At 40.9% G+C, this 14558-nt stretch carries 12 protein-coding genes and 1 pseudogene; 6 read left to right on the forward strand and 7 right to left on the reverse strand.

The features are described from left to right. Positions 1-5: 5 nt before the first annotated feature. Together C900_RS11910 and C900_RS11915 are read left to right on the forward strand one after the other, a co-directional pair. Entirely contained in the window at positions 6-1109 is a 1104-nt protein-coding gene (locus C900_RS11910) for a DUF4249 domain-containing protein (RefSeq protein ID WP_009580129.1), read from the forward strand. A 2-nt stretch (positions 1110-1111) separates the two neighbouring features. Beyond that, positions 1112-3199: a hypothetical protein gene (locus C900_RS11915; RefSeq protein ID WP_040496629.1), complete on the forward strand. Its 2088-nt coding sequence runs from the start codon at positions 1112-1114 to the stop codon at positions 3197-3199. On the opposite strand, the gene C900_RS11920 is transcribed toward C900_RS11915, so the two are convergent. From C900_RS11920 to C900_RS11945, 6 genes and pseudogenes are all read right to left on the reverse strand, one after another. After that, on the reverse strand, positions 3196-3816 hold the full coding sequence (locus C900_RS11920; RefSeq protein WP_009580131.1) for a rhomboid family intramembrane serine protease: 621 nt from the start codon (positions 3814-3816) through the stop codon (positions 3196-3198). The two genes, C900_RS11915 and C900_RS11920, sit on opposite strands and share 4 nt — an antisense overlap. A gap of 61 nt (positions 3817-3877) precedes the next feature. Beyond that, on the reverse strand, positions 3878-5278 hold the full coding sequence (gene lpdA / locus C900_RS11925; protein ID WP_009580132.1) for a dihydrolipoyl dehydrogenase: 1401 nt from the start codon (positions 5276-5278) through the stop codon (positions 3878-3880). A gap of 3 nt (positions 5279-5281) precedes the next feature. Then, on the reverse strand, positions 5282-5731 hold the full coding sequence (locus C900_RS11930) for a hypothetical protein (protein WP_009580133.1): 450 nt from the start codon (positions 5729-5731) through the stop codon (positions 5282-5284). After that, positions 5728-6699: an AAA family ATPase gene (locus C900_RS11935; protein WP_009580134.1), complete on the reverse strand. Its 972-nt coding sequence runs from the start codon at positions 6697-6699 to the stop codon at positions 5728-5730. Before C900_RS11935 ends, C900_RS11930 begins: the two co-directional genes overlap by 4 nt. 10 nt (positions 6700-6709) lie before the next feature. Next, positions 6710-8251, reverse strand: a complete 1542-nt coding sequence (gene odhB / locus C900_RS11940) for a 2-oxoglutarate dehydrogenase complex dihydrolipoyllysine-residue succinyltransferase (RefSeq protein WP_009580135.1) — start codon at positions 8249-8251, stop codon at positions 6710-6712. 24 nt (positions 8252-8275) lie between these two features. Further along, positions 8276-10999, reverse strand: a pseudogene (locus C900_RS11945) (2-oxoglutarate dehydrogenase E1 component); the annotation flags it as partial. Positions 11000-11339: 340 nt separating this feature from the next. On the opposite strand from C900_RS11945, the gene C900_RS11950 reads away from it, so the two are divergent. The 3 genes from C900_RS11950 to trmD are packed head-to-tail and all read left to right on the forward strand — an operon-like array spanning position 11340 to position 13155. Continuing rightward, complete coding sequence (locus C900_RS11950) at positions 11340-11942, forward strand: 30S ribosomal protein S16 (protein WP_009580137.1); 603 nt, start codon at positions 11340-11342, stop codon at positions 11940-11942. A gap of 5 nt (positions 11943-11947) precedes the next feature. Continuing rightward, complete coding sequence (gene rimM / locus C900_RS11955; RefSeq protein ID WP_009580138.1) at positions 11948-12472, forward strand: ribosome maturation factor RimM; 525 nt, start codon at positions 11948-11950, stop codon at positions 12470-12472. Positions 12473-12480: 8 nt separating this feature from the next. Then, positions 12481-13155 carry a tRNA (guanosine(37)-N1)-methyltransferase TrmD gene (gene trmD / locus C900_RS11960; RefSeq protein WP_009580139.1) on the forward strand — a complete coding sequence of 225 codons (675 nt, stop codon included), beginning with the start codon at positions 12481-12483 and terminating at the stop codon, positions 13153-13155. A 202-nt stretch (positions 13156-13357) separates the two neighbouring features. On the opposite strand, the gene C900_RS11965 is transcribed toward trmD, so the two are convergent. Then, complete coding sequence (locus C900_RS11965; RefSeq protein ID WP_009580141.1) at positions 13358-13792, reverse strand: hypothetical protein; 435 nt, start codon at positions 13790-13792, stop codon at positions 13358-13360. 198 nt (positions 13793-13990) lie between these two features. Between C900_RS11965 and rplS the strand changes: the two genes are divergently transcribed. Next, the gene (rplS, locus tag C900_RS11970; RefSeq protein WP_009580142.1) at positions 13991-14344 is read left to right on the forward strand and encodes a 50S ribosomal protein L19; all 354 of its coding nucleotides are present in this window, start codon (positions 13991-13993) and stop codon (positions 14342-14344) included. Positions 14345-14558: the final 214 nt, after the last annotated feature.

Raw genomic sequence — 14558 nt, forward strand, 5'->3', positions numbered from 1 at the left:
TTAAAATGAGGCTAATAATTTTCATATTAGTTGGAGGTATCCTGGGGTCTTGTATCGAGCTTGTATCTTTTGATACTTCATCAGAGCCTTCCCGACTTGTAGTAGAGGCAACAATTACTAATATATCTTTTAACGATCGTTTGAGCATGCCGGTGATGCCAGAATACTTCACTGTTAAATTATCAGGCACAAGTAAAGTTTCTAACGAACGGGATGAACCTGTAACTGGCGCTGACGTTACTCTTTTGGACGATTTGAATAATAGCTGGACTTTCGAAGACCATGATAATAGCGGTGACTACGTGCTTTATGACCCTGACTTTAAGGTTGTACCTGAGAGAGTCTATAAATTAAAAATTACTACCAAGGAGGGAAAGATATATGAATCGACCGAAGAAAGGATGATGGTTGCTGATCCCATATCTCCATTACAGTCGAAATTTATTGAGAAGGAAGTAGTAAAGGATATTGCAGGGGAAGATCAACCCGTTCTCGTGCATGGCGTAGAGGGGCGGATTCCTGTACCTGAGAATACAGGTGAAGAAAAATTCTACAGATGGACGTATGAGGCTTCATGGGAAGTGCAGGCGGATCTACTAGCAGTTGGTGCTCCGAATAAGAGGTGCTGGATTACAAATCAGAGCTATTTTAAGGACTACGCAATCATTCGTAGTATTTCAGGCGGATATGTTCAACCACTGTTTTTTTTGGAACTTAGCGCAAATTCCAGAGTGAAGCATGAATTTAGTGTTTTGGTAACTCAATATTCACTGGGAAAAGGAGCATTTGAATTTTGGAGAAAAATTAAAGTACAGAGAGAGCAGGGTGGGGGTAGTATTTTTGATCCACCACCATTTGAAATTCCCAGCAATATTTTTAATACGTCAAATCCAGATGAGAAAACTTCAGGATATTTTATTGTTGCCGGTGAATCAGTGACCAGGTGGTTTATCAAACCTATAGATTTCCCATTTAACATTACATTTGATGATCCGTGTGCCCCTATACCAGGAGCGCCAAACATTCCTCCGGCTGTATGTAACAATTGTCTTGATTATCAATCGGGATACACATCTATCACTAATTTAAAACCTTTCTGGTGGTATTAAATATGTTCAGAATATTAGCATCAGCAAGCATCTTCGTTTGTAGTATTGGTCTTGGTTTCAGCAGCGCAAATCAGTACTTACATTTAGTTACGGATTCCCATTTTTACGTTTCTGGGGATGTGGTTAAGATTGGAATTATATGTAGAGAAACAGGTACGGGTAAATTTTCAGATGAGAAGTTACTCATCCGGCTTCATCTGGTGAATTCAGCCGGAGATGTGGTACTTGAAAAACGTATGATTATTAATGACCTTAACAAATCCGGGGAATTTGTTTTGCCTTCTGATCTGGTAAGTGGAAATTACACAGTATACGCTCATGATGAAAATGGTAAAGTCAATTCCGGACGAGTGAATATAGAGGTGTATGGTGATGATTATGAAAATACGATGTCCTCAGGGGAGCTGGATATAGATTTTAGTACAGAAACGGGTATAGGAGTGTTATTATTGGGCGAGGAAAATCATGTTGAGGTGTATATGAAAGATTCGCGAGGGAACGGGGTTTCTATCGTAGGAAAGGTTTATGATGATGCTAATTCCGTGGTGGCAGATGTCTCGACTGATGAAAATGGATATGCAAGATTTAAGTTTGTAGCTCAAAAAAGACATTATACGATGCGGTTTGTGCATAAGGAAGATTTAAAAGAAGTGAAGTTACCCTTGGCAACTAGCAATGCGGCCATAATTGGAATTAGCGAAAATGGAGGCAGATATATTGTTGAAATATATGGTTCAAAAAATAGTAATCAGAGCAAAGGAAAAGCAACTTTAACAGAGTTTTTGAATGATTCTTTGGTGTCGGAATTAGAACTTGATATAAACGAGAAAATTAAGATTATGAGCACTTTGCCTTCTCATGTGGTTGGGAAGCTTATGTATATATTAAAGGATTCAACGGGGCAAATCTTAGCCAGGCGCGAAATTGGAGAACCCTTAGAGAATTCTTACTTTGATATTTATTTGGATAAGATAAAGAAGAGAAGGCAACTTGTTCAGGCTTCCTTACATGTAGACAGTGAAAAGATCGATAGGAACTCTTTAGTTTTAGTAAAGATTTTTGATAAGGAGTTGAGTACAATACCAAGACCAGGAAAGCCGCTGTCGACTAAACAAAATCGAAAACCAGAGCTAGTGCTGAAGCCACCTGTGGATGATCCAACATCGAAAATTTCGGTTTATCATTTGGAGCAACGTTATGCAAAGGAGTTTTATCTTGAGCGAGCCCAAATCTTGGCCGATTGGCTTCGGGAAATGGAAGGAGACGGTACAATTTGGTCGGTTCAGTTCGATAAGGACGACAGGGTGCTTGGCGATGTTGAGGTTAAACTTAACTATAAAACCTCCTATTCATATGATCGTAATGACATGCTCTTGAGTAACAAATATGACAGAATGGTTTCACTGGCAAGAAAAAGATTATTAATTAGGAAAGTGTATCTGTCAGATAACAAGCATGCCTTAGAGGCAGATCTTCTGGCTGGTACCCCTGATTATTCTATTCAACTATCTCAATATCAGACTTTGCCTACTGTGGAAGAAACCTTGAAGGCAATAGTTCCCAAGTGTAGAGTTGTAAGACATAAAGGACAAAAGGAACTTAGAATAGTACCAAAAGAAAGTAGCCACCGATATGAAAGAAAGCCCTTTATATTGATTAATGGTATTCCGACCTTTGATGGTCGATTTCTTCTTGACTTGAATGTTAATGATATTCAGACAATTGATTTATTCAACTCTGCTGTTACAGAGGCGAGATATGGTACATTTGGAAAAAATGGAGTGATATCCGTAGATCTGAAACCTGAAGCTATGAATCCATTAGAGCCGCTCTGGGAAGAATTTACCAAAATTGAAGGTATGAATAGACAAGGTATCGTACTTCCTTCTTCTGTTGTTAATAATGAAGCCCCTGATCTGCGATGTACGTTATATTGGAGTACGAATCTTAGAGTTAATGATACCGGAAGAGTTGATTTTGAGTTCTATTCATCTGATGTAGAAGGCAACTATGTTATATATGTAGAGATTATTGCTATTGACGGCAGAACTTATACTTTACGAAAAGAATTTTCTGTAGAGTATCGTTAAAATAAACTCAACCCCTTCAACTGCTCAATAAAATGCATGATCACCTTCGGGTAAATGAGAATAGTAAAGGCGATTCCAAATAGTCCTCCATAAAGGTGGGCATCATGATTAATATTGTCCCCTTCCCTTTTTCCCATGTAGGCAGAGTAAAGCACATACAGAGCAGCCCAAACAATACCGGGAAGGCCAAGGATGCCATAAAGGTACAGTTTTTGAGCAGGGTCGAACAGTATAAAGCTAAAAAGCACTGAGGAGACTCCTCCGGATGCTCCAAGAGCATTATAGTAAGCGTGATCTTTATGTTTTAAGTAGGTAGGAATGTCCGATACAATAATTCCCAGGATATAAAGGGCTACAAATAATACCGTTCCTGTTGTACCGTAAAGCGCTGTAAACACATATTCTACCTGCTCCCCAAACATCCAGAGTACCAACATGTTGAAAAGCAGATGGATAAAATCATTGTGAATAAACCCGGAGGTTACAAACCGGTAATACTGCTTGTATTTATTGACGCTGTACGGATTAAATATCCACTTGCGCAGAATGTCCTGCTTTTGCCAGGCATAGAGACTGGTCAGTACGGTAATAATGACGAGGATTAGGGTAACAGACATAGGAAAGTGTTAGAAAAGCAGCCTGGAGTGATATCTTACACTCCAGGTTGTTAAATTTAAGTTAGATATGAAGGGGTCTGTTGGCAGTAGCTGCCAGACATGCTTCTTTTACCGCTTCCATATAAGTAGGGTGCGCGTGCGACATTCTGGCCACATCTTCAGCGGCAGCCCGGAATTCCATGGCTGTAACCCCGGCTGCGATCATATCTGCAGCGCGAGCACCTATGATATGCATTCCAAGGATCTCATCAGTAGCTTTGTCTGCGAGTATCTTCACCAGACCGTCTAAATCCATACTGGCTCTGGCCCGACCCAATGCTTTGTAAGGGAATTGTCCCACTTTGTACTCTCTCCCTTCGTCTTTGAGTTCTTCTTCTGTATATCCTACACTCGCTACTTCCGGCCACGTGTATACCACACCGGGAATGAGCCTATAGTTGATATGAGGCTTTTGTCCAGCCAACTGTTCGGCTACGAGTACACCTTCTTCCTCAGCTTTGTGCGCAAGCATGGCCCCTCTTATCACATCGCCAATGGCGTAGACATTGTCCACACTGGTTTTTAGATGTTCATCTACTTCGATACGGCCACGATCATCGGTTTTAAGGCCAATGTTCTCTAATCCCAGACCATCTGTATAAGGTTTTCTACCTATGGCCACTAGGCAATAGTCTCCCTTAATTTCTACCTCATTGCCTTTTTTGTCCTCTGCTTTCACTGTCACCTCTTTGCCCTTGCTTTCTACAGAAGTGACCTTGTGACTTACTTTAAAGTCTATACCAAGCTTCTTGGTAGCCTTTGTGAGCTCTTTTCCCATTGTACTGTCCATAGTAGGAATGATCCTGTCCATGTACTCCACTACCGTCACCTGGGAGCCTATTCTGGCATAAACAGATCCCAGCTCCATGCCGATAACACCACCACCGATCACGATCATATGCTTCGGAACTTCCTTCAGTTCAAGGGCCTCTGTACTGCTGATAATCCGTTTTTTATCAATTTTGGCAAAAGGAAGATCAGCCGGTTTAGAGCCGGTAGCAATAATAACTTTGTCAGTTTTTATCTCAGTAGGGTTCCCCTTCTCAGGGGTAACTTTAATGGTGTTTTTATCTATAAATGATCCCACGCCATGATGAACATCTATTTTGTTCTTTTTCATCAGGAAAGCGATGCCGTCAACATTTGACTTGACCACATCTGCTTTTCTTTGGATCATCTGCTTCAGGTTAGCTTTAGGCTTACTGATCTCTATACCGTGATCCTTAAAGGTGGTCTCGGCATTATGGAAATGCTCAGTTGAGTCAAGCATCGCTTTTGAAGGAATACAGCCTACGTTGAGACAGGTACCTCCCAGGGTATTGTATTTTTCAATAATGGCCGTTTTAAAGCCCAGTTGTGCGCAGCGAATAGCCGCTACATATCCGCCAGGTCCCGAACCTATTACTGTTACATCGTATTGCATAACTTAAGTATTTATAAATTCTTTTAATTTTTTTAGAGCTTCTATTTCCCTGTTTTCAGAAATCAATTTGTTGAATTTGTCAAGATTACCATTGATAACCCTCTTCAGTTCTTTGGAGGTATTGGGCAGAAAATAGGCAGAAAGATCAATTTTGTAAGTGTTGCAAGTATACATGACCCATTCTTCCAAATATGGTTTGATCATTGCGAGCCTATTGGAATTTTGATCATCGATATATTCGATTAAATTTTTGTCTTCAGATCTCTTTCTCAATCGTTTCAGGTAGGAGGGTTGGGGAACCAAAGGATCTTCGTCAACCATTCCTTTTACATTTTTGTTTTTAATTAGCCTATTGCAAACCTTACCTTTACTCCCCTCTATACGTATATTCCTATTCGCAATACCTATTGACTTCAGAGGTATCTTATCTGGTTTTCCTTCAACAAAAATCATCTTTCAATAAAGCTATCAAAGTTGAAGAAAATACTTGAAGACATATCTATTATTTCCGTTATCTCCGACTCCTTTTCAAGGGGGTAAACCTTTGTTTCATAATCTTTTAACCAACAAATATTTACTTGTAAGTTCGCGGTAGGAACTTTTTCCACTATCGTCTCCAGTAAATAAGGATTATGAGTAACTATAAAAAATTGATTTGTTTCATCAATAACAATTTTTTCCGCAAGATCTTTAGTGTAAAATGGAAATGTATGGGCTTCAGGCTCCTCCAGTAGTAGCACAGCATCCTTATTAGTTTCAATAGCAGCCGTATAAAATATGATACGTTTAAGAGTATCTGATATTGTTGAATAAGGCAGAGAGTAAGTAATTTCATCGCTCTCTTTATATATCTCGATTTGATTCTCTGCTGGCTTAACAACCAGCTTGAAACCAACGCTTTTGATCAGAGAACTCACCAGGTTTCTTACTTCTTTATTTGTTTGAAGAATACTATCAAGATTTTCGCCAAATGGCTGGCTCAAATATGTGTAGTCCCTGTTTACAAAAGCGATATCTTCTTTGTATTTATAATATCGTATAGCTTTTAGCTGCAATTCATTATCGTTGTGCGAACTATTTTGGAGTTTACCGTTAAGAAAGAAACTTGAACTGAATGGAGAAGCCCCATTCTTGTTTAGATATTCAAGTTTTAATTGTTGATTCTCTACCTTTCCGATAATTTTTTGATCATCTGCACTTATTTCAATTTCCTTGGCAAGGTCAAAATCATAAAAGAGATTTATTAAATTATCAAATCTTATGAACTCCCGAAGATTTTCTCTTCTATTTAGAAGAGAAAGCGCTTCCAAAAGATTGGATTTGCCTACATTCGGTTCACCAAGAAAGAGATTGATCTTTTTACAGTTAAGATCAACCTCTTTTAAGGATTTGAAATTCTTTATTTTGAGGTGCCTGATCATTCGTTTTATTTTAAACGCCTAACATCAGTCGTGTAGGGTCCTCCAGCAACTCTTTTACCCTCACCAGGAAGCTAACCGATTCTCTGCCATCGATGATCCTGTGATCATAAGATAGCGCTACATACATGATCGGGCGTATCTCCACCTGACCGTTGATGGCTACGGGTCGTTCCACAATATTATGCATTCCTAAAATTGCTGACTGAGGCGCGTTGATAATAGGGGTGGAGAGCATAGAACCAAATACACCTCCATTGGTGATGGTAAATGTTCCTCCTGACATCTCTTCGATAGAAAGCTTACCATCACGCGCTTTTCCTGCAAGTCGGATAATCTCACTTTCAATACCCTGGAAGTTCATGTTTTCTGCATTCCTGATAACCGGAACTACTAATCCACGAGGTGTGGATACAGCAATGGAAATATCACAGTAATCGTGGTATACCAACTCTTCTCCATCAATGGAGGCATTGACTGCAGGCCATTCTTTCAAGGCCTGACAGCAGGCTTTTGTAAAAAAGGACATGAAGCCCAATCCAACACCATACTTCTCTTTGAATTGGTCCTTGTATTTTTTTCGAAGATCCATTATTGGCTTCATGTCTACCTCGTTAAAGGTAGTAAGCATAGCCGTTTCATTCTTCACAGATACGAGCCTTCTCGAGATAGTTTTTCTCAGATTGCTCATTTTCTCTCTGCGCTCATTTCTTTCTCCATAAACAGCGGGGGATGCTTCTGGCTGAGCTGAAGGTTGGGTTTTTGCTGACTGTTCAGCTTTCTGCGCCCTTTCGGCATCCTCTTTGGTTACCCTTCCACCGACTCCGGTGCCCTTTACATCCTGAGAAGAAATGCCTTTTTCATCAAGGATTTTTGCTGCAGCGGGAGAAGGGTGACCCGCGGCATAAGAGGTTTGATCGTCTCCACCGGCCTTAACAGGCTCTGCACTACTTGCTTTAGCCGTTGCTTTTTCAGCAGGTTTGCCTTCCATCACTTCTATTTTGCATAATAATGCTCCGATCTCCAGCGTGTCGCCTTCCTTAGCTACTGTTCTCAAAATACCATTTGCTTCTGCAGGTAGCTCGAACGTGGCTTTATCTGATTCAATTTCTGCTATAGTCTCATCCAATTCAACAAAATCACCATCCTGCTTAAACCATGAGGCCAAAGTGACCTCTGTAATGGATTCTCCGAGTTCGGAAACGTGCATTTCTTTTATCTCTCCCGTCTTTTTCGCAGTAGAGGCCGATTGTTCTTCTTTTACAGGTTTGGCGGAGGGGGTTTCCTCTTTAGAGGCAGCGCCATTTCCGGAGGATTTGGCATCTGTATCTATTTCGGCAATTACCGATCCTACTTCAACGGTTTCGCCTTCCTGTACTTTTATCTTGAGGATCCCTGAAGCTTCTGCCGGAAACTCCTGAGTAGCTTTGTCCGTTTCTATTTCAGCAATGATCTCATCCTGCTCTACATAATCGCCATCGCCTTTAAGCCATGCTCCGATAACGACCTCGGTGATTGACTCACCTACTTCAGGAATTTTAATCTCTAAACTCATTGATTTGGTGTTTAAATTTCTTGATTATTTTTCAAATGCTTTTTCAACTATACGACTCTGCTCAATCTTATGCACCTTGGCATACCCCGTAGCCGGTGAGGCACTAGCTTTCCTGGAGATAAGTTCAAGGTTGGTGTCACTCATAAATCGTAAAACGAATGACCAGTAGCCCATGTTAGCCGGTTCTTCTTGTACCCATACCAGTTTGGCGTTTTTGTATTGCTTCAAAAGAGCATCTACCTGCTTTTTAGGGAAAGGATAAAGCTGTTCTATTCTTACTATAGCAACATCTTTGATCTTTTTCTTTTCCTGCTCCTCCTGCAGGTCGAAATAAATCTTACCGGTACATAACAACACTTTTCTTACGGATTTTGCTGTCGCATAATCATCTCCGATCACTTCACTGAATTTTCCTTTGGTAAAGTCATTCATCGGGGACACTACTTTAGGGTGTCTTAGCAATGATTTTGGAGAAAATACCACGCAGGGTTTTCTGAAATTCCAGGTAAGCTGCCGTCTGAGCAGGTGGAAGAAGTTTGCCGGTGTAGTGATATTAGCTGCAACAAGATTTTCCTCCGCAGCCAGTTGCAAAAATCTTTCTGGTCTGGCATTCGAATGCTCAGGCCCCTGACCTTCGTATCCATGTGGTAACAACATTACAAGGCCATTCATCCTTTGCCATTTGGACTCCGCACTGGTTATAAATTGGTCGACCATCACCTGGGCGCCATTAGCGAAGTCACCAAACTGGGCTTCCCAGATCACCAGAGCATTGGGAGTAGCCATGGCATAACCATATTCAAAGCCCAAAACACCAAACTCAGAGAGTAAAGAGTTGAAGATCCTGAATTTCTGCTGGCCCTCCTCAATATGGTTCAGGTTGCAATAAGGTTCATTGGTATTGGCATCGAAGATATAGGAATGTCTGTGAGAGAATGTGCCCCTTTTTACATCTTGCCCGGACATACGTACCAGCTTTTGCTCAAGTAGGAGTGAGCCATATGCCAATAGCTCCGCATCTGCCCAATTAAGCTCTTTCTTTTCTAAAAAGCTGGCTTTACGGTCTTTTATCAGCTTCTCTATCTGCTTGAGTGGTTTAAATCCTTTAGGTAATGTAGTTAAGGCTTTCGCTACCTTGTCTACTACCTTTTGATCAATAGATGTATCAGGTGATTGCTCGAAGTCTTCCGGCTTGGCTCTCTTTAACTGCTCCCATTCTTCTTCAATCTTTTGAGGCTTGTAAGGCAGTGGTTTTTGTTTAACATCATTCAGCCTGTCTTGAAGCAGATCCCTGAATTCTTTGTCCAGTTTCTTAGCCTTTTCCTCATCTATATCACCGCGGTCTATCAGAGTTTTGACATAGATCTCACGCGGATTGGGATGTTTGGCAATAAGGTTGTAGAGCTTAGGCTGAGTGAATTTTGGTTCGTCAGCTTCGTTATGCCCATGCCTTCTGTAGCACAGCAGGTCAATGAAAATATCTTTTCCAAACTTCTGATTATACTCAACAGCCAGCTTGGCGGCAAAAACTACAGCTTCCGGATCATCACCATTGATGTGGAGTACGGGAGCATCAATGATCTTCGCTACATCAGTACAATAGATACTTGATCTTGCATCATCATAGTCTGTTGTAAAACCCACCTGGTTGTTGATCACAAAATGCACAGTACCACCACTGGTGTAGCCCTCCAACTCCGACATTTGAATGATCTCATACACAAGGCCCTGTCCGGCTACCGCAGCATCACCATGGATAAGGATAGACATGGCTTTTCTGGTATCCCCGTCATACTCGTCATCAATTTGTCCTCTGGTGTAACCTAATACTACAGGATCGACAGCCTCAAGGTGCGACGGGTTTGGAGTTAGTTTAACATACACGTTCTTATCTGTGGATGTTTTAATGCGGCTGGAATAGCCAAGATGATATTTAACATCACCATCACCCATGGTCAGATCGGGGTCAGTTGTGCCTTCAAACTCACTAAATATCTCTTCATAGGTTTTACCCATGATATTTGCCAGCACATTCAGGCGGCCACGGTGTGCCATTCCTATTACCACTTCTTTTACATCAAAGTCAGCCGCTGTATTGATGATCATATCAAGAGCAGGAATAGTATTCTCGCCACCTTCCAGTGAGAAACGTTTCTGCCCCAGAAATTTAGTGTGCAGGAAATTTTCGAAGACAACAGCCTCATTCAGCTTTGACAGGATGCGCTGCTTTGTAGCATTGTCAGGGGTAGTGTCTACTGCTTCTTTCTCACATTTATGTTTGAACCAATCCAGGATCTCCGAATCCCGGATATGCATATATTCAAAGCCGATATGGCCCAGGTATATTTTTTCAAGTCGTTCAACAATCTTTCTTAATGGAGCCTTTCCTACTCCTACTACAGTGCCTACTTCAAACTCTGTGTCTAAATCTTTGTCAGACAGCCCGAAATCGTCTAGCGAGAGTTTTACATTATGATCCCTGCGTTGACGAACGGGATTGGTGTCTGATTTAAGATGCCCTCTTGAGCGATAAGCATGGATCAGGTTACGCACCTGAGTTTCTTTGAACGACACTCCTTCAGTTACAGGGTGACCATTTTCACCGTACTTTTGAAGCGAAAATTCAAAACCTTCAAAAAATTTGCGCCAGGACTCATCCACTGAAGAAGGGTCCTGTTGATAAGATTGGTATAGCTCATCGAGATAGTGACCGTGAGCGTTGGAGATGTAGGAATATTTATCCATTTTTTCTGAGTGCTTCTGAAATTACAAAACAAATGTAGGTAAGAATATTTCAATAAAAAAACCGCATAACCGCTTTAACAAATATTACTGATTTTTAGAGAGTTAAAATCGTACGGTTATGGGATAAAATTGGTACTACAAAAGGAACATTGTTAAGGTGCAAATGTTATTTTGTTGGCTTTGAGAGGAGTTTCGAATGGCAATGGATTAGTAAAAGATCATGTTCGTGGGTTCTTCTTTTCCTTTTTATTAATCGGATAATTCGTTTTAACAAAAATTACTCTATCTTTGCAGTCTTTTAAAGGACGGACGTGATCCGTAATTTTAAGAATTAACTAAAAAAATGGCAGTAAAAATCAGATTAGCCCGCAGAGGGCGCAAAAAACAAGCATTGTACGATGTAGTCGTAGCAGATGCGAGAGCACCACGAGATGGTCGCTATATTGAAAAAATCGGAAGGTACAACCCTAACACTGATCCTGCAACTGTAGAGTTGAATGAGGAAAAAGCTTTTGAGTGGGTGATGAAAGGTGCACAGCCTACCGATACTGTAAGAGCGATGCTTTCTTACCGGGGCATTATGCTGAAAAAGCATTTACAGATAGGTGTGAATAAAGGCGCTATTACTCAGGAAGAAGCAGATAAGAAATTCAACGCCTGGTTGGAAGATAAAGAAGGTAAGATTCAGGCTAAGCGCGACAAGCTGGCTAAAGCTGCTGCTGACAGCGCCAAAGCTAGAAAAGAGGCTGAAACAAAAGTGAAGGAGGCCAGAGCAGAAGCATTGAAGAAAAAGAACATTGTAGAAGAGGCTCCTGCCGAGGAAGCTCCTGAAGCTGCTGCCGAAGGTACTGAAGTAGCGGAAGCTGCTGACGAGCCTAAAGCTGAAGCCGGCGAAGAGGCGAAGGAAGAAACTCCTGCTGAAGAAGAGGGCAAAAAAGAGGAATAAACGCTATGAATGTTGATGAATGTTTCCAACTTGGTTACGTCATCAAGAGGCATGGCTTGAGTGGTGAGGTCAATATTTTTCTAGATGTTGATTTTCCACAGGAATACCAGGAATTGGAATCAGTTTTTGTTGAGATCAACGATAAACTGGTTCCTTTTTTTGTTGATTCTCTTATACTGAAAGGTAATAAGGCCATTGTCAGGTTTGAAGATGTAAATACGGTGGATGGAGCAGAGGAGCTGAAGGGGAAAAGATTATATCTTCCCCTGTCAAACCTGCCTCAGTTGGATGAAGGACAATTCTACTTTCATGAGATTATTGGCTACCAGGTGATGGATGCCGTGGTGGGTGCGATTGGCGAAGTTCGTGACGTATACAGCTCACCACAGCAAGACTTACTTGCCGTAGACCATGACGGGAAGGAAATATTAATTCCTATTATTGATGATATAATAGGAAAGGCAGACCATGACAAAAAAGAGCTGCAGGTAGCCTTGCCTGAAGGCTTACTTGACATATACTTAGATTGATCCCACCCATGCGAATAGATATTATTACTTGTCTCCCACGGTTGTTGGAGAGTCCTTTTTCAGATTCCATTTTGCTACGAGCCCAGAAAAAAGGACTGGTGGAAGTTTGTGTACACGATCTCAGGAAATATTCTACGGATAAGCATAAAAAAGTAGATGACTATGCTTATGGAGGTGGTGCGGGCATGGTAATGATGATAGAACCTATCGTAACCTGCCTAAGAGCCCTCCAGGCCGAACGCCAGTATGACGAGGTGATATATATGAGTCCTGACGGTGAGAGATTCTCTCAACGTATGGCAAATGAGCTTTCGATGAAAAAAAACCTGATCATTTTATGCGGACATTATAAGGGTGTGGATGAGCGGGTGCGGGAGCATTTTGTTACCAGAGAAATAAGTATTGGAGATTATGTGCTTTCCGGTGGAGAGCTTGCTGCGGCCGTAGTATCCGATGCGGTTATTCGCCTGCTACCAGGGGTGCTTTCAGACGAAACTTCCGCTCTGACGGATTCTTTCCAGGATGATCTGGTGGCGCCTCCCGTGTATACCCGTCCCGCTGAATTCGAAGGAATAAAAGTGCCTGATATTTTACTTTCAGGTCATGAGCAAAAAATTGAGGAATGGCGCTTTAAGCAATCTGTAGCCCGAACAAAAAATCGAAGACCCGACCTGCTAAGATAGTGAAAAGCGGGCCGGGGACTGTACTGCTACATACAATCCCTGATGAACCCCATACAAATCACCCCAAAATATCTTTAGAGTAACTTCAGATGATACGGCTTCCATTTGTTGTGATAACTTAGTAAGATCCTTCCATCGAAAGACTTAAAGCCTTCGGATGGGATGACCACCTATTTTCAAGCCATTTTATATCAAACTCACATTAATTGTTAATGGCTTCCTCTAAAGTTTCTGAGTACTTGATATCCATATTATGGCACTTAGCGTTTGGATATTTCTTGTTGATCTTTTCCTGGCTTATCCTGACACTTTCACGAAAAACAGAACTCTGAGGAAGAATTTTCCTATAGGTCTTTAGTCCATGTGTATACATTTTCTCTTTCCACACCACAAAATACCATTCCATGGAAGGCTGGTGGAATATTTTTAGTGTACGTTTGTCAAATACCAGTTTTTTAATGCCATTACTGATCACCAGGCTCCCGACATAATGAAATATATTTTTGAATTCATCATTGGTAATGTATGTGCCGGAAGCTTCTACCAGCACCGCATCAGCACTATTTACCAGGTATACATTTGCATTTTCAAAAGTGATGTCAAGGTTAAGAATTGGTTTCTGTAATGTACTCTCCATAAAGTTTTGGGGATTTATATCAACTTCTTTTAATCTCTAACAGAATGAATGATCATTTTGTTCAATAATCTGAATAATAAATTGAACAAAATAAAAAGTAATAGTTTTATATTTTTTCTTGTCGTACATGGATTTCCAAAAAGATTATTATATTTGCAGTCCGATTTTTGGAACAGATACTTTTTAGCGATAGAAATCATGAACGATATTATCAAATCATTGGAGGCAGAGAACAGCGAAAGAAGAAATTCATTTCCTACCTTCAAAGCTGGGGACACTGTTAACGTGCACGTAAAAATTACCGAAGGTAATAAGGAAAGGATCCAGCAATTTCAGGGTACTGTAATACAAAGAAGACACCCTAATACAAACGGTGAGACTTTTACAGTGAGAAAAGTTTCTAATGGTATTGGTATTGAAAGAATCTTTCCTTTGTTGTCGCCAAGCATCGAAAAAGTTGAGCTGGTAAGACAAGGTAAGGTAAGAAGAGCAAGACTTTACTACCTGAGAGGCAGACAGGGTAAAGCTGCCAGAATTAAGGAGAAACTATAATATTCTTCTTAAGAAGGAAATAAAAAGGATCGTCAACTTGGCGATCCTTTTTATTTTGTACTGGGACTGTCTCAAAAGACCAAACTCAAAACTGAAAGTCATTCTGACGGAGGAAGAATCCTACTAAGATCGGAAGTGCCTGCCTTATAACTTATTAGGATCCCTCGTTACCTACCAATGACAAGTTTTCATTACATGCTGATAGTCAGATAAT

The sequence above is a fragment of the Fulvivirga imtechensis AK7 genome, assembly GCF_000331535.1.
In the GTDB taxonomy this organism is placed as follows: Bacteria; Bacteroidota; Bacteroidia; order Cytophagales; family Cyclobacteriaceae; genus Fulvivirga; species Fulvivirga imtechensis.

What these genes read in the sequence shown, in the direction of transcription:
- C900_RS11910 (WP_009580129.1), top strand. Translation starts at nt 6, where the DNA reads ATGAGGCTAATAATTTTCATATTAGTTGGAGGTATCCTGGGGTCTTGT.
- C900_RS11915 (WP_040496629.1), top strand. Translation starts at nt 1,112, where the DNA reads ATGTTCAGAATATTAGCATCAGCAAGCATCTTCGTTTGTAGTATTGGT.
- C900_RS11920 (WP_009580131.1), bottom strand. Translation starts at nt 3,816, where the DNA reads ATGTCTGTTACCCTAATCCTCGTCATTATTACCGTACTGACCAGTCTC.
- lpdA (WP_009580132.1), bottom strand. Translation starts at nt 5,278, where the DNA reads ATGCAATACGATGTAACAGTAATAGGTTCGGGACCTGGCGGATATGTA.
- C900_RS11930 (WP_009580133.1), bottom strand. Translation starts at nt 5,731, where the DNA reads ATGATTTTTGTTGAAGGAAAACCAGATAAGATACCTCTGAAGTCAATA.
- C900_RS11935 (WP_009580134.1), bottom strand. Translation starts at nt 6,699, where the DNA reads ATGATCAGGCACCTCAAAATAAAGAATTTCAAATCCTTAAAAGAGGTT.
- odhB (WP_009580135.1), bottom strand. Translation starts at nt 8,251, where the DNA reads ATGAGTTTAGAGATTAAAATTCCTGAAGTAGGTGAGTCAATCACCGAG.
- C900_RS11950 (WP_009580137.1), top strand. Translation starts at nt 11,340, where the DNA reads ATGGCAGTAAAAATCAGATTAGCCCGCAGAGGGCGCAAAAAACAAGCA.
- rimM (WP_009580138.1), top strand. Translation starts at nt 11,948, where the DNA reads ATGAATGTTGATGAATGTTTCCAACTTGGTTACGTCATCAAGAGGCAT.
- trmD (WP_009580139.1), top strand. Translation starts at nt 12,481, where the DNA reads ATGCGAATAGATATTATTACTTGTCTCCCACGGTTGTTGGAGAGTCCT.
- C900_RS11965 (WP_009580141.1), bottom strand. Translation starts at nt 13,792, where the DNA reads ATGGAGAGTACATTACAGAAACCAATTCTTAACCTTGACATCACTTTT.
- rplS (WP_009580142.1), top strand. Translation starts at nt 13,991, where the DNA reads ATGAACGATATTATCAAATCATTGGAGGCAGAGAACAGCGAAAGAAGA.